The 24,056-nt window shown below is 66.2% G+C and carries 25 protein-coding genes, 1 tRNA gene and 1 other RNA gene; 19 read left to right on the top strand and 8 right to left on the bottom strand.

The window, feature by feature from the left end:
• Positions 1–16: 16 nt before the first annotated feature.
• On the bottom strand, positions 17–874 hold the full coding sequence (locus tag P3L18_RS05740; RefSeq protein ID WP_276113543.1) for an NmrA/HSCARG family protein: 858 nt from the start codon (positions 872–874) through the stop codon (positions 17–19).
• 140 nt (positions 875–1,014) lie between these two features.
• Between P3L18_RS05740 and P3L18_RS05735 the strand changes: the two genes are divergently transcribed.
• The 4 genes from P3L18_RS05735 to P3L18_RS05720 all read left to right on the top strand — a co-directional run bounded on the left by P3L18_RS05735 (position 1,015) and on the right by P3L18_RS05720 (position 3,284).
• Positions 1,015–1,659, top strand: a complete 645-nt coding sequence (locus P3L18_RS05735) for a trypsin-like peptidase domain-containing protein (RefSeq protein WP_079928595.1) — start codon at positions 1,015–1,017, stop codon at positions 1,657–1,659.
• A gap of 75 nt (positions 1,660–1,734) precedes the next feature.
• Positions 1,735–1,823 (top strand) — tRNA-Ser (locus P3L18_RS05730).
• Between the two features lie 324 nt (positions 1,824–2,147).
• Positions 2,148–2,813, top strand: a complete 666-nt coding sequence (locus tag P3L18_RS05725; protein WP_276113542.1) for an MspA family porin — start codon at positions 2,148–2,150, stop codon at positions 2,811–2,813.
• Positions 2,814–2,918: 105 nt separating this feature from the next.
• Positions 2,919–3,284, top strand: a complete 366-nt coding sequence (locus P3L18_RS05720) for a hypothetical protein (protein WP_276113541.1) — start codon at positions 2,919–2,921, stop codon at positions 3,282–3,284.
• A 199-nt stretch (positions 3,285–3,483) separates the two neighbouring features.
• On the opposite strand, the gene P3L18_RS05715 is transcribed toward P3L18_RS05720, so the two are convergent.
• A complete protein-coding gene (locus tag P3L18_RS05715; RefSeq protein ID WP_172398722.1) occupies positions 3,484–3,624 on the bottom strand; it encodes a hypothetical protein in 141 nt (46 codons plus the stop codon).
• A 747-nt stretch (positions 3,625–4,371) separates the two neighbouring features.
• On the opposite strand from P3L18_RS05715, the gene P3L18_RS05710 reads away from it, so the two are divergent.
• Together P3L18_RS05710 and P3L18_RS05705 are read left to right on the top strand one after the other, a co-directional pair.
• Positions 4,372–4,974: a hypothetical protein gene (locus tag P3L18_RS05710; protein ID WP_139765595.1), complete on the top strand. Its 603-nt coding sequence runs from the start codon at positions 4,372–4,374 to the stop codon at positions 4,972–4,974.
• Complete coding sequence (locus P3L18_RS05705) at positions 4,971–5,345, top strand: DUF6188 family protein (RefSeq protein ID WP_079928600.1); 375 nt, start codon at positions 4,971–4,973, stop codon at positions 5,343–5,345. Before P3L18_RS05710 ends, P3L18_RS05705 begins: the two co-directional genes overlap by 4 nt.
• A 270-nt stretch (positions 5,346–5,615) precedes the next feature.
• Here the strand turns inward: P3L18_RS05705 and P3L18_RS05700 are convergent, their stop codons facing one another.
• A complete protein-coding gene (locus tag P3L18_RS05700) occupies positions 5,616–6,095 on the bottom strand; it encodes an HD domain-containing protein (protein ID WP_253193852.1) in 480 nt (159 codons plus the stop codon).
• 185 nt (positions 6,096–6,280) lie between these two features.
• Here P3L18_RS05700 and P3L18_RS05695 point away from each other — a divergent pair, with 185 nt between their 5' ends.
• Positions 6,281–7,150 (top strand): SGNH/GDSL hydrolase family protein, encoded by an 870-nt coding sequence (locus tag P3L18_RS05695; protein ID WP_253193853.1) that lies wholly within the window; start codon positions 6,281–6,283, stop codon positions 7,148–7,150.
• 26 nt (positions 7,151–7,176) lie between these two features.
• Here the strand turns inward: P3L18_RS05695 and P3L18_RS05690 are convergent, their stop codons facing one another.
• Both P3L18_RS05690 and P3L18_RS05685 read right to left on the bottom strand, forming a co-directional pair.
• A complete protein-coding gene (locus P3L18_RS05690; protein ID WP_020173181.1) occupies positions 7,177–7,605 on the bottom strand; it encodes a hypothetical protein in 429 nt (142 codons plus the stop codon).
• A gap of 64 nt (positions 7,606–7,669) precedes the next feature.
• A complete protein-coding gene (locus tag P3L18_RS05685; protein ID WP_020173182.1) occupies positions 7,670–9,079 on the bottom strand; it encodes an amino acid permease in 1,410 nt (469 codons plus the stop codon).
• A gap of 216 nt (positions 9,080–9,295) precedes the next feature.
• On the opposite strand from P3L18_RS05685, the gene ffs reads away from it, so the two are divergent.
• The 5 genes from ffs (at position 9,296) to P3L18_RS05660 (ending at position 16,109) form a co-directional block, all read left to right on the top strand.
• Positions 9,296–9,392, top strand: an RNA gene (ffs, locus tag P3L18_RS05680) — signal recognition particle sRNA small type.
• Between the two features lie 44 nt (positions 9,393–9,436).
• Positions 9,437–10,714: an aminotransferase class I/II-fold pyridoxal phosphate-dependent enzyme gene (locus P3L18_RS05675; protein WP_079928602.1), complete on the top strand. Its 1,278-nt coding sequence runs from the start codon at positions 9,437–9,439 to the stop codon at positions 10,712–10,714.
• Between the two features lie 69 nt (positions 10,715–10,783).
• Positions 10,784–12,064 (top strand): glycosyltransferase 87 family protein, encoded by a 1,281-nt coding sequence (locus P3L18_RS05670; protein WP_276113667.1) that lies wholly within the window; start codon positions 10,784–10,786, stop codon positions 12,062–12,064.
• Positions 12,065–12,200: 136 nt separating this feature from the next.
• Positions 12,201–13,754, top strand: a complete 1,554-nt coding sequence (locus tag P3L18_RS05665) for a long-chain fatty acid--CoA ligase (RefSeq protein ID WP_276113540.1) — start codon at positions 12,201–12,203, stop codon at positions 13,752–13,754.
• 63 nt (positions 13,755–13,817) lie between these two features.
• Positions 13,818–16,109 carry a DNA polymerase III subunit gamma and tau gene (locus P3L18_RS05660; protein WP_276113539.1) on the top strand — a complete coding sequence of 764 codons (2,292 nt, stop codon included), beginning with the start codon at positions 13,818–13,820 and terminating at the stop codon, positions 16,107–16,109.
• A 239-nt stretch (positions 16,110–16,348) separates the two neighbouring features.
• Here the strand turns inward: P3L18_RS05660 and P3L18_RS05655 are convergent, their stop codons facing one another.
• Together P3L18_RS05655 and P3L18_RS05650 are read right to left on the bottom strand one after the other, a co-directional pair.
• Positions 16,349–17,671: a class I SAM-dependent methyltransferase gene (locus P3L18_RS05655; RefSeq protein ID WP_006371655.1), complete on the bottom strand. Its 1,323-nt coding sequence runs from the start codon at positions 17,669–17,671 to the stop codon at positions 16,349–16,351.
• Positions 17,668–19,074 (bottom strand): FAD-binding oxidoreductase, encoded by a 1,407-nt coding sequence (locus P3L18_RS05650; protein ID WP_276113666.1) that lies wholly within the window; start codon positions 19,072–19,074, stop codon positions 17,668–17,670. The genes P3L18_RS05655 and P3L18_RS05650 overlap by 4 nt, the downstream gene beginning before the upstream one ends.
• An 84-nt stretch (positions 19,075–19,158) precedes the next feature.
• Here P3L18_RS05650 and P3L18_RS05645 point away from each other — a divergent pair, with 84 nt between their 5' ends.
• The 7 genes from P3L18_RS05645 to P3L18_RS05615 are packed head-to-tail and all read left to right on the top strand — an operon-like array spanning position 19,159 to position 23,339.
• Positions 19,159–19,635, top strand: a complete 477-nt coding sequence (locus P3L18_RS05645; RefSeq protein ID WP_006371653.1) for an SRPBCC family protein — start codon at positions 19,159–19,161, stop codon at positions 19,633–19,635.
• Positions 19,636–19,644: 9 nt separating this feature from the next.
• Complete coding sequence (locus P3L18_RS05640; RefSeq protein WP_276113538.1) at positions 19,645–20,598, top strand: pseudouridine synthase; 954 nt, start codon at positions 19,645–19,647, stop codon at positions 20,596–20,598.
• A gap of 29 nt (positions 20,599–20,627) precedes the next feature.
• On the top strand, positions 20,628–20,963 hold the full coding sequence (locus P3L18_RS05635) for a hypothetical protein (protein ID WP_079928607.1): 336 nt from the start codon (positions 20,628–20,630) through the stop codon (positions 20,961–20,963).
• Between the two features lie 56 nt (positions 20,964–21,019).
• Entirely contained in the window at positions 21,020–21,388 is a 369-nt protein-coding gene (locus P3L18_RS05630; RefSeq protein WP_006371650.1) for a YbaB/EbfC family nucleoid-associated protein, read from the top strand.
• Positions 21,389–21,402: 14 nt separating this feature from the next.
• Positions 21,403–22,014, top strand: a complete 612-nt coding sequence (gene recR / locus P3L18_RS05625) for a recombination mediator RecR (protein ID WP_006371649.1) — start codon at positions 21,403–21,405, stop codon at positions 22,012–22,014.
• Between the two features lie 2 nt (positions 22,015–22,016).
• Positions 22,017–22,574, top strand: a complete 558-nt coding sequence (locus P3L18_RS05620) for a (d)CMP kinase (protein ID WP_079928610.1) — start codon at positions 22,017–22,019, stop codon at positions 22,572–22,574.
• Between the two features lie 21 nt (positions 22,575–22,595).
• Positions 22,596–23,339 (top strand): uracil-DNA glycosylase, encoded by a 744-nt coding sequence (locus P3L18_RS05615; RefSeq protein WP_079928611.1) that lies wholly within the window; start codon positions 22,596–22,598, stop codon positions 23,337–23,339.
• Positions 23,340–23,379: 40 nt separating this feature from the next.
• Here P3L18_RS05615 and P3L18_RS05610 read toward each other — a convergent pair whose 3' ends face one another.
• Complete coding sequence (locus tag P3L18_RS05610; RefSeq protein ID WP_276113537.1) at positions 23,380–23,829, bottom strand: GNAT family N-acetyltransferase; 450 nt, start codon at positions 23,827–23,829, stop codon at positions 23,380–23,382.
• Positions 23,830–24,056 lie beyond the last annotated feature (227 nt).

The raw sequence follows: 24,056 nt of genomic DNA, 5'->3' as shown, positions 1-24,056 counted from the left end.
GAGGGTGCGTGTCTCCCTAGCTGAACGCGCCGGCCGCCCATTCGGCGAACGACTGCCACCCGACCTGGGGGAACTGCTGATGCAGCTGGGTGATGTTGACGTTGTAGCCCGTTGTCGAGAGGAAACCGAACATCGCACGCATGTCTGGCGAGGAAATACGTTCGGGATCATAGGATTCCGCGTGAACGTCGTTGCCGGTGACCGACGACAGGACCGCGGCCATCTGACCGGGTGTCACCGAATCGGAGGCGATGTCGATGCGCTCACCGGCATGCGCGGAGGGATCGGCGAAGAGATTCGCGACGAACGACCCCAGGTCCGCTCGCGAAAGTTGCTGCAGCGGCTTCTCGGTCGGCATCGCCATCAGGAGCAATCCGGCTGCGAGTGCATCACGATCGCCGAAGATGTTGTCGTAGAAGTATGTCGGTCCGACAACGGTGTGGGCGATGTCGGTTGCGGCGAGACGCTGCTCGACCTGATATTTCGAATCAAAGTGAGGGACACCGGTATTCAGGTCGGCGCTGGCCACCGACGAGAACACGAGATATGGCAGCGCTGATGCACGCGCCGCGGTGATGATCGCATCCCCCTGGGTGAGTTCGGCGTCGACACCCGACTCGAACGGCGTGGTGAGCGCGAACGCTCCGGCGACTCCGGCAAACGCCTCGGTCAGCCCGTCGCCACTCATGAGGTCGGCGACGGCCAGCTCGACACCGCGGTCGGCAAGTGCCTGCGCGCGCGAGGACTCCGGCGACCGTACGACGGCCCGAACGCAACGTCCGGCGTCGAGGAGCGCATCGACCACGGCGCCACCCTGACCTCCGGTGGCGCCGAGGACCGCGATCGGCCCGGTGGGAGTGGAAGCAGTGGACATGTGGGTTCCCTTCGACGACGGCGCCACGAGTCTACGGACGTTCCTCCCAAATGGGGACAACCGGGCAACCGGAGATTTGCTATCTCAAAGTCGCCTGATAGATTGCCCTCAGTTCGCCAACCTGACGAAAGACGGAACACATGCGTATCAAACTGATGGCCGCCGCGTTCGTGCTCAGCGCCGCGGGACTCGTCGCAGCCCCGATTGCCTCCGCTCAGGCGGCTGTCCCGACAGTGCGGTCGGGTATGGAGATCAACGTCGACGAGACGATCATTACTGCCACTTCCTGCACGCTCGGTGCCGTCGTCTCCCCGACCAAGGCTCTCACCGCCGGTCACTGCGGACACATCGGTCAGGAGGTATACGACGAGCACGGCGACACGATCGGCCGCATCACCGCCAACCGGATCACCAAGGGTCTGGACATCGCGGTCATCAGTCTCGGACGCAACACCCACGCGCAGGTCGACTCGATCGCCTGGAGCGCTCCGATCGTCAAGGGCGAACGTGTCACCAAGAACGGCGTGACCACGCGGTTCAGTGCCGGCACCATCACCGACCCCAAGCCGACCATGCGCACCGCGTACGGATACTCCTTCGCCCCGCCCTTCCTCCTGCAGAACACGACGACCAGCGTCCGCGCGCTCCTGCGCTCGGCCGAGGGTGACAGCGGATCGGGCATCCGGGATGCGCAGGGCAACGTCATCGGCATCCTGTCGGCCGGTAGCTCCGACACCGACACCCTCATCGCCCCGGTCGCGTTGCTGCCCGCGAACCTGCGTTAGGGGCGGCTCCGGAGGTCGGTCATGACGGCGCGGTTTGGGTTGGACCCCCGCTCCCGGCTATGATCGACCGTCGTTGGAGGATTCGCCTAGTGGCCTATGGCGCTCGCCTGGAACGCGGGTTGGGTTAACAGCCCTCAGGAGTTCGAATCTCCTATCCTCCGCCAAGTCATGAGTCGCGACATCGTAGACATACGGTGTCGCGGCTTATTGCGTTTGTGCCTCGACGTGGATGGCCGGCCGCCCCACATGCTGAGGGAGACGGCCTGGGTGCCATTCGTGCTGCCGGTCTGTGTGTCCCCATTCGTGGGGATTGTTTCCGGTCCGGAATTCTCGCATGTAGCCGCGACCAGCACACTTGCAGAATCAAAGAAATCGATGTCGATCTTTAGGTTGCCGAATTCTGTGAGGCGTGTTTGGGTATTCGAGAGTAGTTCAGAATCTGGCATCATAATTTTGTTGTGATGCGCTGATGTGGTGGGGGTGGCGTCATGGTGAGCGATGGCAGTCGGGAGTGGGGACGATCGGGACGATCGGGGCTGACAGGGGTGTGTGTGGCGCTGGCGGTGGCCGCGTCGGTGCTCGGGTCGGGTGTGTCTGGTGCTGCACCGAGTTCGTTTGCTGATCGGCAGACCATCAAACGCACGGATGACGGGTGGGTCGTGTCGGTGATCAAGTCCCATGAGCAGGTGCGGTCGGTACCGCCCCTTAACCAATCACCGTGGACCCGTGAGGGTTTCCTGAGTCTCAAGGGCGAGGGTGTCATCGCCGGGGCCGGCTCGGTGCCGGTGCAGGCGGGCACTGTCGCAGCCGGGTTTCAGATCGGCTGCAACACCGATGTGACGTCAGGTGCCACGGTCGGGGTGTCGGGTGGTCCGTCGGCGCAGATGAATATTTCCTATCCGCCGGCGGTGGTGATCGGTGCGACGGTCACCCCAAATATCTCCACCACGTTGCGGCCGGGCACGATCGCCGATATCCCGTTCGGGTCGAAGAAGATGCAGACCGGGAAAGCCGGCATCACCGTCGACGGCGTGCATGTCAAGGTCGACGGCTGTCTCGGGCCGGTCGCCCTGCGCGCGTATGTGACCGTGAGCGTGTCAACAGCGTTGAACGACAACACCATCAACGTGTATGGCAAACCCCACTACCTGTGACCTGACGGCACTGACCTCCGCTCCGTAGTGCGTGCCGCACGATACGTGAGCCACGACGTTCGCTCCTTGTTCTTTGATCTTCTCCCTGAAGGGCTGTGATCCGGTATGACCGCTCCTACTTCGTCGTCCGTTCCAGGTGGAGCGCATCGCCTCGACGCCGATGCGCCGACCACCGAACTCCCCAGGACGCCGAGCGGTGCTGGTGGTTCGCCCGCAGATGCCGACACCTCCGCTGCGCAGGACGATGCGCCCGGTGGGGTGCCGGTGCTCAAGGTGGTGTTGTTCCTCGTCGGCTGCGTCCTGCTGGTGCTGGCGGCGGTGAACCTGTCGAATCTTGGTGAGTGGTCGGAGCGGTGGGGTGTGATCCCGGTGTTCCTGGTGTTCTTTCTGGTGATGTCGATTGCCGGGCGCTGGTTTTGGGCCGGTGCGGACGCGATCCTCGGCGCCCTGATGTGGGGCAAGGCCAAATGACTGACAGTGACCATCAACGTGGCCCGGAACCCGCCGGAGAGTCGGTGATGTCGAAGTCTCGTCGGGGGCGTCACCGGCTCCCGCGCCGCCGACTCGGCGCCGGGCTGCTCGCGGCAGCGGTGTTGGCGATCGGCGGCGGGGTCACGGTGGCCGCGCTCGGCAGTGACCCCGCTCCGGCACACGCGGATGCGTTGTGTGATCAGATGCGCGCCCAGTACGGGTCGAACTGGCCGTGTATCTCGGTACCCACCAACACCTTCCAGCCCACCACGAACACCCCGGCACCGACGACCGGTGCCAACGGTGCGGGATCGGGTGGGCCACAGGTCGGCTCCAACATCGGGCCAGGCCCGGGCGAAGGTAACGGCACACCGATCGTGACCGTCCCCGGACATGCTGCCCTGCAACCACCCGCAGGCGCCGTCAACGGCAGCTCCGCGCCGACCACCTCGAACACTGGCGGCGTCCGTCCGACCGCACCGCAACCGGCACCACCAGGCGACACCGCCGGGCAGGTTCCGGTGGTGCCCTCCACGGCTGCTCCTGCGGTGACGACGGTACCTGGTGCAGTGTCGGCGAACCCTGAACCAGGTACCCCGCCTCATGCTCTGGATTCAGGCTCGAAGCAGCCGGAGATCCCGCTCGCGGCGTGGGTCGTGGCGGGTGCGGCGGCATTCGCTGCGGCGAATCCGCGGGTACGGCGCGCAGCATTTGGTGGCGGGTCGGCTAAGTCGGGAAATTCTGCTGCTTCGCAGAGTGTTTGGGGTCGCCGCTTCGGTTATGTTCAGGCGGCAGCGATTCGGCCGCAACAGGGCCCGACGATCCGAATGCAGATGCTCGGGCGGATAACGAGCATCACGATCCGCCAGCAAGCAGCAGTACCAGCGGTAACGGCGACAACGCGACCATAAATGGCAGTGGTGGGACGGGGGGAGACTCGCAGTACACACCACAGTCTCCTCCGGCTGCGGTGTCGCCCGCACCGGCACCTGCTCCGGCACCCGAGCCAGCGCCTGCACCTGCTCCTGCTCCTGCTCCTGATGTTGAGCCGTCTCCCGATCCGCAGGACGAGCAGCCGTCGTTCACGTTGCCGAATTACGTGGCTCCTGGCGGCGACAAGGGGATCGAGGCTGACCCGGTCTTCTTCATCATCGATGACGCTGCCGAAGCTGCGATTCTTGCCCTCTTGCTCTCCGCCATCATGGCCACGATCATCAGCGAATACGGTTGGGAGTGGGTACGTACCCACCCCGACCAGCTGCCCGATCTGATGATCGACAAGCTTCCTGGATGGCTCGCCGACCAGGTCGATAAGGTGAAGGACTGGATCAGTCAGTACTTCACGGAGAATCATGACGGCAACGGTAACGACGCACCTGATCGGTCAAAGCCGTGGCAAGGACAGGGTGACAGCCCCCCAGACCGTCCCGACGGTGTTCCTAGCGATTGGGTACCGAGGCGCTCCGACAATGGAAAGGGCTGGGTATGGCAGAAGCCGGGGGCGAAAGGTAACGCGGACTCAGTGCGCGTGATGGAGCCAGACGGCCGAAATCCCTCCGGATATGTGCGGATCTACAATGGGCATGGCCAGCCGATTGACCTCGACGGTAAACCCTCTGGCAACCCCCAGACACATATTCCCATCAAGCCCGACGGGTCATTCCCACTGCCGAAAGGGTGGAAACCATGAGCGTAGCCGTACCACTCCCGCTGGCTGGCGACAAGGTTATCGATATTGACGGCGGCTACACGATTATTCTAAGAACGAACAATGACAATTTCCTCACTCTTGAGGACCCCATGGTCTGTGTCACTAATGCGGGCGAAAGATTCGTTGTTGATCCACGAGAGGGGTCTCCGCGCGTTGAATTGCTAACACCGTTGATGGAGAGTCCGATTACTTCGGCGGCCTACACCGAGGAATATCAGCTGACTGTTCTACTCGATAGTGGGTTCTCCTTCTTCGTTGAACCAAATCACGATGGATATGAATCGTGGAATGCGCGGTACGGCGACCACCTAATTGTGGCGATGTGGGAGCCAGACCTCGGGAATCAGTAGCTTGCCGAGTTCAGCACCTTACGTCATCTGTCGGTGCGAGAACCTGCATGTGACCGGTCTCGCCACCAGGTCAGTAGCCGCGCTGCTTCGGCTCCAGGGTTCGAAAACCGTCCCGGTAGCTCCGCCAAGTCATGAGTCGCGACATCGTTGACATACGGTGTCGCGACTCATTGCTTTTGTGCGTCGAAGTGGATGGCCGGCAAGTGCATTCCACGTGAGCGGCTCTCGTCCCGCGAAGGCATCCGTATTCGTACTGCTGCAGAGTTTCATCTATTCAGCGTCGAGTGGGTTGGCGGCGATGCGCGTCAGGATGTCATCAGTGACGGCGTGTGCAGCAGCGCAGCCGGGCTTTCGGCCGGCCTGATCACGTAAGTTGGTCGAGAACTCGGAGGCAATGTCCAGGCGTGGGTATCGGCGGAGTACCTCAGCACGGAAACCGGTGTCCATGGGGAGTGGCGCACCCGAGATCTCGTAACCCGTTGCCAGCCATAGCGCGCGAGATTCCTCGTCGGTGTTGGGTTGTTCGGGCGCCATGTGTTCGACGATGATCTTGCGTGCGCGAGCGCGACGGGTGATGTCCCAACCTGCTCCGGCGGTCAGGACCGAGGCGATGTGCCCGCCCGCGTCTTCGAAGGCGAGAGAGTGGTTGTCGAACTCGGCGACGAGCCCGATGTCGTGCAACAGCGCGGCGACGTAGAGAAGTTCGTGATCGAGTTGAAGGCGAGAAGCGTGGGCGTGCGCGGCGGCCACACGTAGGACCGCAGGCTGTGTTTGAGAAGCGCCGGCGTGCAGTACTCGGTGGCCACCTCAAGAGCCCCGCGAGCAGCGGCTGTTGACGGCGCGGAGAGATCGGCCACGCGCATGGTGAACGATCATGCCAGATCTGCCGGCGTCCGAAGTTGAACCGGCGGGCCCCACATGGCACCTTGCTTTCCATGCCAGATATGCCCGGTGCCGCAATGCTGCGGCGAACCGTTATCGGGATCGTCGCTCTGCTCGCCTCGATGCTCGGCGCGGTCGTCGAGAGCCCCTCGGCTCATGCTCTGCCGTCGGGCTTGAACTATGTCGCGCTCGGCGACTCCCGCGCCTCCGGCAACATGCCGGGTCTGCAACCGTCCGACGGTTGCTGGCGGAGTTCCACGTCATATCCCAGTGTGCTGGCGCGCATCGCGCACGTGCGCAGCTTCGTCGACCGCTCGTGTGCGGGTGCGTGGGCGGCCAACGTCACCCATCTGCCGGAGAACGGGCCGTTCGGGCCGATCCCACCCCAGATCCGAGGCGTCAGCAAGACCACCAACCTCGTCACCATCTCCATCGGCGGAAACGACCTCAACTGGGGAGCCATCGCCGAGCGGTGCCAAGTCCCACTACCCGGCAACGACGCGCGCTGTCGATTCAACGTCGGGCACATCGCTGCGGCGCATCGCATGCTCGCCTACATGGAAGGCCAGGTCAACGGCGTGATGCGCGCGGTGCGCGAGAAGGCCGCACCCAACGCCCGCATCGTGCTCGTCGGCCACGGTGGTCAGGTCGGCAGACGGGGATGTTGGCCGTTCGTCCCCGCCTCCGATGGCGACGCCGCCTGGATGAAGGACTTTCTCGCACAGTTCAATGCGACTCAGGCGCGGATCGCGGCACGATACGGCGCAGCGTTCGTCGACGTCGGAGCGCGCTCGGCCGGACATGACCCGTGCTCGGCTCAGCCGTGGTTCGAGGGAGCCGTCCCGCGCGAGATCGCGGTCTTCGGTCACCCCAATCAGATCGGCGCGGCGATGATCGCGGAATGGATCCGTGAGGTCGCCTGAGGGCGGGTGACCTTCGTCGGCCGGTGTCAGGGCACGGCAACCGTGGCGAACCCCGGCGTGTACACCCCGCCGGGAAGCAAGGTCAGTGCGACCTGTCCCGGACCGGTGCGCAGGTCGGCGTGCGCCGGTATGTCGTTGAGCCCGTTGCTGAGTCGGGCGACGCCGGTGGCACCGGTCGACAGGTTGATCCACCGCACCTCGGAATTCGGTGGGCAGAACCACCGCGCCCATTCCTCGGCGGTGACGGTGACCTCGCCGCGGTGGCGGCCGACCTCGGCGAAACACCGGGCGGGTGTGGAGTCAAGGCTGCCGGTCGGAATCCCGTACGGCGCGGGGTTGATCTGGAACCCGATGGCCGTGACCGACGCCGACGCGTCGGCGGGTTGTGCGAGAACGAGTGCTCCCAGGGCCACGCCTGCGGCGGCGAAAGAGCGGATCAGAGTGCGAATCGTCATGAGTGACCTCCTTGACTGCCCTATCGCCGCCGCTGCCGGAAATGTGACATTCCCGACGAAAGTGCTACTGCTGCGCGGGGGTGACCGGATGCGGATCGGTGCTGCGCTTCTGGACGATCACCCCGGCCGCGACGATGATCAGCGCGGAGATCGCGGAGAAGATGATCGCCTGGCGCTGTCCTGCGTCGAACACCATGAGCACCAGTACCGCGACGATGAACACCATCACCGCACCGGTCAGGTAGGGGAACAACCACATCGTCACCGCGGGCCGATGCCCTTCTTGACGCAGCGTGCGGCCGAGTTTCAGCTGGCTGGCGGCGATGGTCAGATAGACGAACAGCGCGATCGCGCCGCTGGTGGCCAGCAGCCACGCAAAGATCTTGTCCGGCAACACATAGTTGCCGATCACCGCCAGGAATCCGATGACCATCGACAACAGCACCGACACCCACGGCACGCCGTTGCGGGTCAGCCGTCGCACGGCCCACGGTGCGTCGTGACGGGTGCCCAGTGAGAACAGCATGCGGGAGGCGGTGTAGAGCGCGGAGTTCAGGCACGAGGCGACGGCGGTCAGGATGACGATGTCCATGATCAGCGCGGCGTGCGGGATGCCAATCGCCTCGAGCACCGACTGGTACGAGCCATCGGGCAGCTTGTTGTAGGGCAGCAGGGACACGACGACGAAAATCGATCCGAGGTAGAACAGCGAGATCCGCCAGATCACCGAGTTGACCGCCTTGGTGATGCCCTTTTCCGGGTTGGGTGATTCGGCTGCGGCGATGGTGACGATCTCGGTACCCATGAACGAGAACATCGTGATGAGCATGCCGGCGATGACCGCGCCGAAACCGTTGGGCATGAAGCCGTCCGGCTGCCACAGATGATGGATGCCGCTGACCTCCGAACTCGGAATCCAGCCGAGCATCGCCGCCACGCCGACGAGGATGAACAACACGATCGCAACGACCTTGATCAACGCGAACCAGAACTCGAACTCGCCGTAGTTGCCGACGCTGATCAGGTTGGTGACGGTCAACAACACCGTGACCGCCAGAGCCCAGATCCATTGCGCGCCACCGATGAGATCGGTGAGGATCGACGCCGCGGCCGTCGCCTCGACGGGGATCACGAGCACCCAGAACCACCAGTACAGCCAGCCGACGGAGAAGCCGGCCCAGCGGCCGAGGGCGCGGTCGGCGTACACCGAGAACGAGCCGGTGTCGGGGTTGGCGGTCGCCATCTCGCCGAGCATGCGCATCACCAGCACGACCAGGGCGCCGGCCATCGCATACGAGATCAATACGGCCGGGCCGGCCTTCTCGATGGCATTCGCCGAACCGACGAACAGACCGGCGCCGATGACGCCGGCGATCGAGATCATGGTGATGTGTCGGGGCTTGAGGCTCGACCCGAGCGAACCGTGGCCGCCCGCGGCGGTCGATTCGGAGGATTGTCGGTCGACAGAGGTCATGGGTTGCGTCTCCTACGGTGGTGAGAGTTCACACAGAATTCAGCCCCTTGTGGGGGCGCGGTGACCGAATCTACGGCGGGTGCGGCGGACTCGCAGCGGATGCGAACTTTGTCCGATTCGAGGGAGGTCCCGGGCATTGCCCGGCGAGGATCGCCGCTGGTGGGGACCGTCGCACGGACCGATTGCAGAACGCGCCGACGCACTCGCTACACTTGACGACGGATCCCGCGCGGCGTGCATCCTGTGAACTCCCCCAGGGCCGGAAGGCAGCAAGGGTCAACGGGCTCTCTCGGGTGCGCGGGGTCCGCATACATCTCACGCCGATGCACATCTCAGTCCGATACATGAGGTCCCCCGTTGAACTATCACTCCAAGAGTGCCGACGAGCTTCGCGCCACCCAGGAGGACCTCCGAAAGCTCTACGACGCGCTGTGCGCGGCCGGGCTGACCCTGGATCTCACCCGCGGCAAGCCCGCGCCCGAGCAACTTGATCTGTCCAGTGAGTTGCTGTCACTGCCCGGCGCCGATTTCCGTGCCGCCGACGGCACCGACACCCGCAACTACGGTGGCCTGCGTGGTCTGCCGGAACTGCGGGAGATCTTTGGGGAGATCTTCGCGGTCGATCCCGCGAATCTGATCGCCTACGGCAACGCGAGCCTCGAGATCATGCATCATCTGACGACGTTCGGGTTGCTGCGCGGCACCGTGGATTCGTCGCAACCGTGGTCGTCGGGTCCGGTGAAATTCCTGTGTCCGGTGCCCGGATACGACCGTCACTTCGCGATCACCGAGCAGTACGGCATCGAGATGGTGCCGGTGCCGATGAACCCCGACGGTCCGGACGTCGACGCGTGCGCGGCACTGACCGCCGCCGACCCGTCGATCAAGGGCATGTGGGCGGTACCCACCTACTCCAACCCGACCGGCGTCACCTTCTCCGAGGAGGTCACCGAGGGCCTGCTGTCGATGCCGGCCGCCGACGACTTCCGTATCTACTGGGACAACGCCTACGCGGTGCACACCCTCGTCGATGAGCCGCCGACACCCCTGCCGGTGATCGAGATGGCCGCTGCCGCAGGCAATCCCAATCGTGTCTACGTCCTCGGCTCGACGTCGAAGATCACCTTCGCCGGTGCCGGGGTCTCGTTCTTCGGATCGTCGAAGGCCAACGTCGACTGGTTCGTCGAGAACATCGGCTTCGCGACCATCGGTCCCGACAAGGTGAACCAGCTGCGCCACGCGCGGTTCTTCGGTGACGCCGCCGGGGTGCGTGCCCACATGGCCCGCCATCGGGACATCCTCGCCCCCAAGTTCGCGACCGTGCTCGGCATCCTCGAGGATCGGCTCGCGGAGTCGAAGGTCGCGTCGTGGTCCGAACCCGAGGGCGGCTATTTCATCAACCTCGACGTGCCCGACGGCGCGGCGAGCCGGACCATCGCGTTGGCCAAGGACGCGGGTATCGCGCTGACACCGGCGGGTTCGACGTTCCCGTACAAGAACGACCCGCACGACCGCAACATCCGGTTGGCGCCGACCTTCCCGAGCATCGACGACCTGCAGGTCGCGATGGACGGTGTCGCCACCTGCGTGCTGCTCGCCGCGACGGAGACGCTGCTCTCCGCGCACGGTTCCTGAAAGGCGCCGATCTTCGGTGGGCGTGCCGGGTGACCGATCGTGACAGGTGGCCGCGGGCGCCGATTAGCCTTGTGTGTGGCTGCGCTCGCGATCGCCGCACTCGCCCTGTGGTGCCAGCACCTGATCCTGCCGTTTTCCACCCCGTTCTGGGGCTTGTTCGACTATCAACTCGACCTCGACGTCTACCGCGCCGGCGCACTGACCGTGTGGGACGGCGGCAGCCTCTACGACGCAAAACTGCTCGGCCAGATGGATTACACCTACGCGCCGGTGTCGGTCATCGTCTTGATGCCGTTCGCCTGGATGTCGTTCGAGGCCGCCCGGATCGTGTGGAGCGTTGGTATCCTCATCGCGCTCTATCTGGTGATCGTCCTGTGCTTCCGGGCCCTCGGAAGAGAAGTGAACTGGCCGTTGCGATGTCTGGCGATCGCCCTTGTCGCCCTCTCGATGCTCCTGGAACCGGTGCGCACCACCATCTGGTACGGCCAGATCAACGTGTTCCTCCTGTTGATCATCCTCGCCGACCTCGTCCGCCCCGACGGTTCACGGCTCAAGGGCGCCGGCACCGGCATCGCCGCGGGCATCAAATTGACGCCGCTGATCTTCGTCCTCTACTTCGCGCTGCTACGGCGCTGGCGTGCGACGGCCGGGGTACTCGGCGGATTCCTACTGACCGTCGTCGTCGGATTCGTTTTGTTGCCCAAGGAATCCTGGTCGTACTGGACCGACAAGATCTTCGACTCCAATCGCGTGGGCGCGCCGCAGACTCTCGGTAATCAGTCGTTGCGCGGGCTCATCGCCAATCTGATGCACACCGACGCCCCCAACACCGCGGTGTGGATGGTCCTCGTGCTCATCGCGCTGGCCCTCGGGATGGGCTCGGCGGTGCTCGCCCATCGGCGCGGCCATGAGTTGCTCGCGATCTCGATCGTCGGTATGACCTCGTGTGCGGTGTCGCCGATGGCCTGGGGACATCACTGGGTGTGGTTCGTGCCGATCGTCGTGATCTGTGTGAATCTGTTGCTGCGCACCGATCTGTCGGCGAGACGCCGCGCGTTCGCCGGCATCGGGCTCGTTGCGCTGGTACTCACGGCGTTCGCCTGGCGCACACACTTCGCCTATCCGATGTGGTTCGTGAACCGGACCGTGCCGGACGCGTACTTCACCGGGCTGTTCTTCAAGGCAGAGACGGGACCGGCGTGGGCACAGGCGTTCCTGGTCTACCCGTACAACGCGATCTTCCTCGGTACGACCATCGCGACTCTTGTCGTTCTCGGACTGCTCGACCGCCCCGCGCGCCCGACCCAGGACAACACGGACCCGACGGACACCGCTGCGCTGCCCAGCTGATTTCGGGCTGCCCAGCTGGTTCCCGGTTAGTCGAAATTCACCGAATCGGACATGGCGCCGTGTGCCGCGATCTACGCTGACGCCATCGTCGCCGACCACCGCTGGATCAGTCGACCCGCGTGTGAGGAGAACTGCCATGCCCAGTATCAGTACCCCGGAATCGATGGACCTCGGATCGTGGATCGCCCGCCGGGCCGCCATCGGTCCCGACCGCCCCGCCATCACCTTCGACGACACGACGATGAGTTTCCGGGAATTCTCCGACCGCATCGACCGACTGGCCGCCGCCCTGCGCGCCGGAGGCGTCGGCGTCGGTGACCGCGTCGCCTATCTCGGCCTGAACCATCCGATGTTCCTTGTCACCATGTTCGCCTCGGCGCGCGCAGGAGCGACGTTCGTGCCGTTGAACTTTCGGCTCACCGGAGCCGAGCTCGCCTACATCATCAACGACGCCGGTGCCCACACCCTGATCGCCGACCCCGCGCTCGCGGCCGTCGTCGACGAGGTGGCCGATCAGCTCACACTGCAGCGACGCGTCGCCGTCGGTGAGCACGTCGGCTGGGAGTCGGCCGAAGCCGTCATCGCCCACGCCGAGCCGATCGCCGACCCCGCCCGTCCGGCGTCGGACGCGATCGCGGTCATCATGTACACCTCGGGAACCACCGGCCGCCCCAAGGGGGCGATGCTCACCCACGGAAACCTGTTCTGGAACAACATGAATTCGCTGTTGTGTCTGGACGTCGAGACCTCCGACATCAGCTATTGCGCCGCCCCGCTGTTCCACATCGGGGGACTCAACGTCACGACGCTGGTCACCCTGCAGAAGGGCGGTCACATCGTGCTGGCGCCGACGTTCGATCCCGCCGCGGCACTCGCCGGCATCGAGAAGTACTGTGTGACAACGATGTTCGGTGTGCCGGCGATGTTCCTGTTCATGTCCCAGGTGCCACAGTTCGAGACCGCGGACCTGTCCAGCCTGCGCTACCTCATCTGCGGTGGCGCGCCGGTGCCCGAACCGTTGATGCGGCGCTACGCCGAGCGGGGGCTGGCCTTCGCCCAGGGATACGGACTCACCGAAACCGCCCCGCTCGCACTCGTGATGGGGCTCGACGAGTCGGCGGCCAAGATCGGCGCCGCGGGCAACAAGGTGTTGCCGCTGTCGGATGTGCGACTCGTCGACGCGACCAATTCGCCTGTCCCGGTGGGCACCCCGGGCGAGGTCTGCGTCCGCGGCCCGCAGGTGATGGTCGGGTACTGGCGCAACCAGGCCGCCACCGACGCGGTCATCGACGACGAGGGGTGGTTCCACACCGGCGACATCGGTCGCGAGGACGACGACGGCTACATCTCCGTCGTCGACCGCGTCAAGGACATGGTGATCACCGGCGGCGAGAACGTGTACCCCGCAGAGGTGGAGAGCGTTCTCTACAGCCATCCCGCGGTCGCCGAGATCGCGATCCTCGGGCTGCCCGACGCGAAGTGGGGCGAGGCGGTCACCGCCGTCATCGCCACCGCCCCCGGCCAGGAGGTCACCCTCGAGGAACTGCGTGACTTCGCCAAGGATCAACTCGCCCGCTACAAGCTGCCGCTGCGTCTGGAGTTCGTCGACGCCCTGCCGCGCAACCCCTCGGGCAAGGTGCTCAAATACCAGCTTCGTGAGCAGTTCTCCACACCCGTCCCCCAGGGATGATCAACCGATCCGACCTGTGGGGGAGCGGGTCGGACTGTCGGGGTTCGCCGGTACTCTCGACGCGTGGCCCTGTATCGCACCTACCGTCCGGCGACGTTCGCCCAAGTCGTGGGCCAGGAGCACGTCACCGACCCCTTGAGCCGCGCACTCGACAGCCGACGGATCAATCACGCCTACCTGTTCTCCGGGCCGCGCGGCTGCGGCAAGACGTCGTCGGCGCGCATCCTCGCCCGCTCGCTCAACTGCGTGCAGGGCCCGACGTCGACGCCGTGCGGTGAGTGCTCGTCGTGCGTGGCGCTCGCGCCGGGCGGGCCGGGCAACCTCGATGTCATCGAACTCGACGCGGCCAGCCACGGTGGTGTCGACGACACCCGTGAGCTCCGGGATCGCGCGTTCTATGCCCCGTCCGAGTCGCGCTATCGCGTGTTCATCGTCGACGAGGCGCACATGGTCACCAACGCCGGGTTCAACGCCCTGTTGAAGATCGTCGAGGAGCCGCCGGAGCATCTGATCTTCGTGTTCGCGACCACCGAACCGGAGAAGGTGCTGCCGACGATCCGCTCGCGCACCCATCACTACCCGTTCCGACTGCTCGCCCCGCCGGTGATGCGCGGGCTCCTCGAGGACATCTGCGCCAAGGAGCACGTGCAGGTGGCCGCCGACGTCTATCCGCTGGTGATCCGCGCCGGCGGCGGTTCGCCGCGCGACTCGCTGTCGATCCTCGATCAGCTCCTCGCCGGAGCCGGCGACGAGGGCGTCACCTACGAGCGCGCGCTCGCCCTCCTCGGTGTCACCGACATCGCCCTGATCGATGCCGCCGTGGACGCTCTCGCCGTCGCCGATGGAGCCGCGCTGTTCACCGTGGTGGAGCAGGTCGTCGACGCCGGCCACGATCCCCGCCGTTTTGCCGTCGATCTGCTCGAGCGTCTCCGGGATCTGATTCTGCTGCAAGCGGTTCCGGATGCCGCCGACCGTGGTCTGGTGGAAGCGCCGGGCGATCAGCTGGCACGGATGCGCAGTCAGATCGATCGTCTCGGCCCGGGCGGTCTGACGCGTTTTGCCGAGATCGTCCACAACGCGCTGGGCGAGATGCGCGGCACCACCTCACCGCGCCTGCTGCTGGAGGTGATGTGCGCGCGCATGCTGTTGCCCACCACCTCTGCCGACGACGCGGCACTACTGCAACGTCTCGAGCGGATCGAATCCGGGGTGGTCGTGGCCGCACCCGCGGCGTCGGCGGCCCCGACCCCGGCGGTATTGTCGGCGCCTGCCCCGGTGGCCCCCACCCCGGCGCCCCCCGCCGACGAGCCGCCACCGAAGTACGTGCGGCCGTCCCAGCGCAAGAGCGCCGAAGATCAAGTCGGACAACAGGACACGCCACCGTCGGCCGGTGCTCCGGATGAGGCGGAGCGCGCGGCAGCCGAGCGCGCGGCGGCCGAGAAGGCGGCAGCGGAGAAAGCTGCGGCCGAGAAGGCTGCGCCAGATCGTGAGGCCGAGAAGGCTGCTGCTGCGAAGGCGGCAGCGGAGCGCGAGGCGGCGGAGAGGGCGGCAGCGGAGAAAGCCGCGGCAGAACAGTCGTCGGCACAGTCGTCGGCCGCGGATCCGACTGCCCCCCAACCGCCGTCACGGCCCCGGCCGGAGCCCACGCCGGAACCCGAGCCGATCCCGGAGGTCGCCGGCTTCGACGACGAGATTCCGCTGCCCGACGAGCCATTCGACGAGTACGACGCGCCCCCGGACGAGCCGGTCCCGGCGGCGCCGCGTAGCGCACCGGAGCCCGAACCCACACCTGCGCTGCAGTCGGGCCTTGACGCCGACACGGTGCGCAAGCGGTTCCAGGAGGTGCGGACCGCCGTTCGGACCCGATCGAAGAGCCTCGAACCGATGTTGTCGGCGGCGGTCGTCGACGATCTCGACGGCACCACCGTCGTCCTCGCTCATCCGATCGACGTGCTGGTGGGCAGATTGTCTGCACCGCATGCGGTCTCGATCATTCGTGAGGCGTTACAGGAGGTGTTCGGCACCGATCTCGACGTTCGCACCGTCCACCGTGACACCTCGACGCCGGGGCCCGCGGCCGCGCGTCCGCAGGCTGCTGCCGCACCCAAACGGCAGACGTTCTCGCGGCCGAGTCGTGCCCGCTCGGACTCGGCGGAGGGAAGTGCTCCCGCGCCCGAACCCGATCCGGAACCCGAGGAACCCGAACCGCCACGCTCCGACGAGGAGATCAGTGACGACGAGCGGGCGGAGATGGTCGCCGACGCGCACAACGCCACCCCCGACGCGCGGATCGACCCCGACAAACTCGCCCTGGATCTACTTCAGACCGAGCTGGGTGCGCGGCCGCTCGAGTAGCGAACCAGCTGTGGCGCACGGGTTCTCGAGGCTCCGGCGCTGGCGCGCCTGCGCACCTCGACCAGCGGGGTGGAGGGCGTCCGGCGGGGGTTACGACCGATGGTCGAGGTAGTCGGCCGGTGGGGGTTACGACCGGTGGTCGAGGTGGTCGGCCGGCGGGGGTTACGACCGATGGTCGAGGTGCGACGAGCCGCAAGGCGAGGAGCCTCGAGACCCGGTGTGCTGCAGGTGTACTCGCTCTACGCGTCCCACCACGGCCGCAGCGGCAGCTCGTGACGACCCTTGTCGTCGAGCTTGACGCCCAGGACGTGATGTAGCTGAACGATGTTGCGTTCGAAGCCGATGCGGCAGCCGGCCATGTAGAGGCCCCACAGGCGCGCGGTGCCCTCACCGACCTCCTCGACGGCCTCGTCCCAGTGCTCGACGAGGTTGCGGTTCCAGTCACGCAGCGTCATCGCGTAGTGATAGCGGAAGTCTTCCTCGTGCAGCACCTCGACGCCGCCGATGTCCTGCAGCTTGGAGATGATCTTGCCCGATCCGGTCAGCTCGCCGTCGGGGAAGACGTAGCGGTCGATGAACGACCCGGCCCGCGAACTCTTGGCGTTATCGGGACGGGTGATGCAGTGGTTCAACAACATTCCGCCGTCGCGCAGCTTGTCACGCATGAACGAGAAGTACGCCGGGTAGTTGTGGACGCCGATGTGCTCGGTCAAACCGATCGAGGACACCGCGTCGAATCCCGACTCGGCGACGTCGCGGTAGTCGCTGTGGCGGACCTCGGCGAACTCGGACAGCCCCTCGTCGATGACGGCTTGCTGGGCCCACTGTGCCTGCTCGGCGGAGAGTGTCACGCCGAGAACGTGCACCCCGCGGCGGGCGGCGTAGCGGACCATTCCACCCCAGCCACAACCGATGTCGAGGAGCCGATCGCCGGCCTTGAGTCGCAGTTTGTCGAAGATCAGCCGGTACTTGTTCTCCTGGGCGGCTTCCAGCGATGCGTCAAGGTCGGGGTACACCGCGCAGGTATAGGTCATCGACGGTCCGAGTACCCACTCGTAGAAGGTGTTTGAGACGTCGTAGTGGTGGTGGATGACCTCGGCGTCACGGGCCTTGCTGTGCCGCAATCCCTCGGCGAATCGACGCCAGCGCGGCAGCGCTTCCTGCGGGGGCGGCGCGATCGGCTTGAAGTGTTCGATACCGAGCGACCTCGCCACCTGCGCCAGCACCAGCGGGGAGGGGCGTTTGAACTCGAGGTCGGCGGCCAGGGCCTGCAGCGCGCCGTAGGGGTCGCCGGGGTGGGCGCCGATCAGCTCCAGATCACCGGAGACGTATGCGCGGGCCAATCCGAGGTCACCGGGGGCGGTCACCAGGTAGGTGGTGCCGCGCGGCGTCACCAGGTTCAGGCCGAACTCGGCATCCTCGGGACCGGCAGCACTGCCGTCGTAGGCGGTGACGCGGATGTTGAGATTGCCGCCCACGATGGACTCGAACACCTGGGCAAGGGTCATCTTGGCATGCTGCGCATCGTTTTTCGACGGTGCGCTGTCCTTGTACGTCGTCATTGCCGTTTCACCGCTTTCGCATAGAGATCGAGCAGCCGGCCGCGTGGGTCGTACCGCTTCTTGAGCAGTCGGTAGTGCTCGCCTCCGTAGAGCTCATCGAAGTCCTCAGGGCTGTAGAAGGATTCCGAATACAGAGACTTGTGGCCATCGAGTTCGGCCACCTTGCGTTCGATCAGTGTGTTGGTGTGCCCAGGATCGCCGGGGGTCACCGGAACCGCCGACCAGAAGCCGACGTTGACATAGGTGCGGTCGGGCTGCAGCGGGTACAGCGGCCACGGCCGCCGCGGATTCGCGTCGGGTGCGCTACCGCCGACCTTCTCCCGAAGCCGTAACGGGCACAACCAAATCGGCTCGATCGGCACGGTGGTCAAGAACCAGTCGAGGTAGTCGGTGGTGTGCTCGATCGGCACCTCGATATCCTGCACGACACGCTCGTTGGCGGGTAGACCCTTGCGCTTGTTGAGACGATCGGCGATGTCGAAGCGCTGGTCGTAGCCGATCAGCTTCCAGTAGAAACTGCTGCGCAGCAACCTTTTCGGCCACAGCCGACGGATGCGGGGCTCTTGCGCCCCGAACGCCCGGGAACACCAGAACCAGTCGGTGTCCCACCGCCACAGATAGTCGTGGATGGTCAGCCGATCGCGCTGGGGGGTGTGCGTCGAATCGTGCTGAATGGACCGGTAATAGATGTCCATCCCGGTGTAGTCGCTGACCGGGCCGGGTTCATCGGTCTGCCGACCCAACGTCAGATAGGCCTCGTCGACGCTGAACACCGTGCCGTCGAGATAGTCGACCCGCTCGCCGTCGTAGGACTGGTCGGTGACGATCGCATCCATCGTTTCTTGCAACGCCGACAGGTCGGTGAACCGCACATGCCGCAGTGCGACGTACGGGGCGACCTCTTCCAACTCGATGCGCAGCCGCACCGAATAGCCGAGCGTCCCATACGAGTTGGGGAATCCGTAGAAGAGATCCGCATAGTCGTTGGTGGGGGTCGCGGTGATGATCTCGCCGTCGCCGGTGAGGATGTCGATCTCGAGGACCGACTCGTGGGGCAGACCGTTGCGGAACGAGGTGCTCTCGATGCCCAGTCCGGTCACCGCGCCGCCGAGGGTGATCGTCTTGAGTTGCGGAACGACCTTGGGAGCCAACCCGTACGGCAGCGTCGCGGCGACGAGGTTCTCGTAGGTACACATCCCCGCGACATCGGCGGTCTTGGCGGCTGCGTCGACCGAGATCACCCGGTCGAGGCCGGAGACGTCGAGACCGGGGTGCGGGTTCTTGGCCCGCGCCCGGAAGAGGTTGGAGGTCTTCTTCGCCAGACGGACCGTGGCCTGCGGCCCGATGGCGCGGTAGCTGGCCAGGAGGGTGGCCACACCCTCGTCGAATGCCGCTGCCCCCATCTCCATCTGTGCCGAGCTCACTTGGCTAGCCTAGGACGTGAGCAGCACGCCCGCCAATCAGTACATCGTGAAGGAGTTGGGTCAGTGGGTCAGATTTCCGCCAGTCAAACGACAGAGGTGGCCGCGTCCCCGGATGCCGTGATCGGCGCGCTCGCCGACTACGCCGACACCCGCCCGGCGATCCTGCCCGAGCAGTACCGCGACTACCAGGTGATCAGCGGCGGCAACGGCGACGGCACCGTCGTGCACTGGATTCTGCAGGCGACCTCCAAGCGTCAGCGTGACGTCAAGGCCACCGTTTCCGTGACACCCGGCGCCGGGAGCGCAGCGAGCGGGCCGAACGCCGCAGCCACGATCACCGAGAAAGACGAGAATTCGTCGATGGTGACCACCTATCAGGTGTCGCCGGCGGGCTCGGGCAGCAAGGTCACCACCACGACCACCTGGAACAGCAACGCCAGCGGCATCGGCGGCTTCTTCGAGAAGACCTTCGCGCCCAAGGGACTCGCCCGTATCCAGGCCGCCCTGCTCGCGAATCTCAAGACGCGACTGGAGAAGTAGCCCGTCGCGGTGGGCCGCCGGACCGGAAGGCAACGCGGTCGCGCGCGACCTTCACCGCTGCCGCCGCGTGACGGCGTCGACGCCACCCGCGTGGTGTTGCGGTCGGGGCCGGAGTCGACCGTCGGTGACTGTCTGCGGGCCACGCCGTCATTGCAGGAGCTGACCGACGCCGACCTTGCCGATCGCGCGCACCGAGGCGAGATCGTCGACGCCGAGGGCCGGCCGCTGACGCTCGAGCAGCCCGCGCGTGTCAACACGTCGGTCTACCTCTATCGCGACCTGCCCGACGAGATCACGATTCCCTTCGATCTGCCGATCCTGTATCGCGACGAGAACATCGTCGTCGTCGACAAACCGCATTTCCTCGCGACGATGCCGCGCGGGCAGCATGTCACCCAGACCGCGCTGGTGCGGTTACGCCGCGCACTCGGCACCGATCTCGTCGCCCCCGCACATCGGCTCGACCGCCTCACCGCGGGCGTGCTGCTGTTCACGCTGCGACCCGAGGTGCGTTCGGCCTACCAGGACCTGTTCGCGCAGCGCAGGGCCGAGAAGGAGTATCGGGCGCTCGCCCCGGCAGCGGGGATCGCCGACACCCGGGTGGTCCGCAATCGGATCGAGAAAACTGCCGGTGACCTGCGGGCACGCGTCGTCGACGGCCCGGTGAACGCGATCAGTGAGATCACCGAGATCGAGCAGACCGCGAGCGGGTCGGTGTATCGGCTGGTCCCGCATACCGGCCGCACCCATCAGCTGCGCCTGCACATGGCGCTGCTCGACGTGCCGATCGTCGGCGACCCGCTCTACCCCGAGGTCCGGCCCGACGTGGCCGGGCGCCCCGAGCACGGGGACTTCTCCGAGCCCCTTCGACTCGTCGCGCACAGCTTGTCGTTCGTCGATCCGTTGACCGGGCAGCACCGTCGATTCGAAACCCGCCGCACCCTCACCGGCGGTCACCACTGACCACCGCGGGAACTGGTTACGCTGTCCCCGTGACCATCCTCGCCTCCTACGAACGCCACCCCGACCTGGGATGCGAGGCCGTGGTGTTCATCGACGACGAATCGATGGCGTGCTTCCAGATCCAACGCGAACTCGTCGGCGGAGACCGCGCGGGCGATCGGTACTGCATCTCCACCGGTGCCAGCGCCCCGATCTACGATGCGATCCGGCAATGGCGTCGTGTCGAGCACAATCGCCTCGAGTTCGCCCTCACCCCTCGCGCGAGCCGGCTCTTCGGCGACGAGGAGCTGTCCTTCGAGATCACCCCGGTCGGCGACGACACCGTCGACGACATCGTGGCCCACGTCGAGCGTCTGTTGCGCTGAGTTCGGTGCGGCCCGGCACGCGCGCCCCGTCGGCACCGCCGACTACCCTGGGGCCCGTGAATCAACCTTTCGATCCCAGCGCACTCTTCGGCGGCGGTGCCGGCGGCGACAACCCGATGGCCGGGTTGCTGCAGCAGGCCCAGCAGATGCAGGCCAAGCTGCTCGAAGCACAGAACGAGATCGCGGCGACCGAGGTCACCGGCACCGCGGGCAACGGTCTGGTGACCGTGACCGGCAACGGGACCGGTGAGATCACCGCGGTCACCATCGACCCCAAGGTCGTCGACCCCGACGACGTCGAGACCCTCCAGGATCTGCTGCTCGGCGCACTCGCCGACCTCTCGAACAAGCGCGAGGAACTCGCCGGCGAGAAGATGGGACCGCTCGCCGGAGGCCTCGGCGGCGGACTGCCCGGCCTGGGCTGAGGTACGACGCACCGATGTACGAGGGCCCCATCCAGGATCTGATCGACGAGCTCGCCAAACAACCCGGGCTCGGCCCGAAGGGTGCCCAGCGCATCGCGTTCGCGCTGCTGGCCGGCGAGAAAAAGGAGATCGACCGGCTGGTCGCGGCTCTCATCCAGGTCCGCGACAACGTCACCTTCTGCGCCGAATGCGGCAACGTCTCGGCCAACAATCTCTGTCGGATCTGCTCGGATGCCCGACGTGACGCGACCAAGATCTGCGTCGTCGAGGAACCCAAGGACGTTCACGCGATCGAGCGCACCAAGGAGTTCCACGGCCGCTATCACGTCCTCGGCGGCGCACTCGACCCGCTGTCGGGGATCGGCCCCGACCAGTTGCGCATCCGCGAGTTGCTGCGACGGCTGGCCACCACCGCCGACGGCACCGACGTCACCGAGATCATCGTGGCCACCGACCCCAACACCGAGGGCGAGGCCACCGCGACGTACCTGCTGCGGATGCTCAAGGACTTCCCGGGGCTGTCGGTGACGCGTCTGGCGTCGGGGCTACCGATGGGCGGCGACCTGGAGTTCGCCGACGAACTCACCCTCGGCCGTGCGCTGTCGGGCCGCCGCATCCTGGCATGACGATGACCGCGCCCACCCTGTCCACCGATCTCGACGCCCGGCTCGATGACCTCGCCGCGGAGATGATCTCCGGGATCGTCGCCATCGACGGTCCGTCCGGCGCGGGTAAGTCGACGGTCGCCGACGCCCTCGTCGCCCGCTTGCGGGCCCGCGGCACCGGGGTGGTACTCGTCCGCACCGACGACTTCGCCACGTGGGACAACCCGGTCGCGTGGTGGCCGGAGCTGGAAACCGATGTGCTGCACGCCTTTGTGCGTCGGCACGATTACCGCTATCGGCCACGGGAGTGGGTCGACGGTGTGCCGCAACTCGGTAGTCGGGTGTGGGTGCGGTGGGAGCCGCTACTGGTGATCGAGGGGGTGTCGTCGGCGCGGCGTCGCATCGCCGACCGGCTCAGCCACGCGCTGTGGCTCGACGGTGGCGACGCCGACGCGCGGCTCGAACGCGCCGTCGCCCGCGACGGTGAATCCTCGCGCCCCCTGCTGCAACGATGGCAGCAGTTCGAGCGCGGCTGGTTTGCCGTCGATCGCACCCGCGAGCGCTGCAAGGTCCTCGACTGAGCTCGGCTCGGTGAGTACCGCATGGCCCGACGACGATCCCGATACCGCGATCTCGCCGACCTCGACGCCGCGCTGATCGACTGTCGTGCCTGCCCTCGTCTGGTCGCGTGGCGCGAGAAGGTGGCGCGGGAGAAACGTGCCGCCTTCGCCGACTGGGACTATTGGGGACGACCCGTCCCCGGGTTCGGGCCCGGCGACTCCCGCATGCTCATCCTCGGGCTCGCGCCGGCCGCGCACGGCGCCAATCGCACCGGCCGCATGTTCACCGGGGACCAGAGTGGTGACGTGCTGTTTCGCGCGCTCTACGACGTCGGACTCGCCTCGCAACCGACCGTCGTCTCCGCCGACGACGGGATGGAGTTGTTCGGGGTACGCATGACCGCCCCGGTGCATTGCGCTCCGCCGCAGAACAAGCCGACCACCACCGAGCGCGACCGATGCGCCCACTGGTTACGTGCCGAGCTGGACCTCCTGGCGCCCACGGTGCGCTCGGTGATGGTGCTCGGCGGCTTCGGATGGCAGGTGGGGCTGCGGACGTTCGAGGAACTCGGCTGGCAGATCGACCGTCCCCGAACGAAATTCGGCCACGGTGCGCGTACGGTCATCCGTCGTGACGACGGCGCCGAGCTGACGGTCTTCGCCAGCTATCACGTCAGCCAGCACAACACGTTCACCGGGCGGCTCACCCCGGCGATGCTGCGGGCGGTGATCGTCGAGGCCGCCCGGTACGCCGGATTGCCCGCCCGCGACCGCACTCTCGGGTGAGCCTGCCGTCGGGTGAGCCGTCGATCACGTGGGCTGTCGATCAGTGGGTGTCGAGATCGATCTCGTAGTGCACGAATCCGGTGTCGGTGGCGACGGCGTCGTAAAGTCTTCGCGCAGTGGCGTTGTGCTGTTGGGTCAGCCAGTAGACCTTCGTGAGTCCGGCGTTGCGTGCCGCGTCGCAGACGTGGTCGATCAGGGCGCGCCCGACGCCGGACCCGCGACTGTCCGGCGCGACGAACAGATCCTCGAGGTAGCAGTAGCCGGTGGGGCTCCAGGTCGACGGATGGGCGAGCCAGTGGACCAGGCCGATGGCGCGACGCTGGTCGTCACGTGCGATCGCACCATGGATACCGTCACCGGAGACGATGCGCCGGAACGTGATTGCGGTGATCTCGGGATCGAGGTCGGTCTCGTAGAAGCGCAGATAGCCGTCCCAGAGCGGCAGCCAGTCGTCGTGATCGTCGGCGCTGCAGGGCGAGATCGTGGTCATGGCGACACAGTACGTCGGGCTGCGGATTCCCGACAGCCGCCGTCGTCGTGCGGCGTAGGGTGAGGCCATGTCCCAGCGTGGTGATCAGGTGTGCCGGTGCGGTCATCCGCGGTCGGCGCACGACCATCTGCGCGCGGGCACCGACTGCGCCCAGTGCGGGGCGTCGGGCTGCTCGCGGTTCCGCCGGCCCCGCTTCTGGCATCGGCGCGGACCGGGTGCGGCCGACG

Origin of the sequence: Gordonia sp. N1V (assembly GCF_029269935.1) — a bacterium.
GTDB lineage: Bacteria > Actinomycetota > Actinomycetes > Mycobacteriales > Mycobacteriaceae > Gordonia > Gordonia polyisoprenivorans.
The sequence above is the reverse complement of the archived record's forward strand: the minus strand, read 5'-3'. Positions and strand labels throughout refer to the sequence as shown.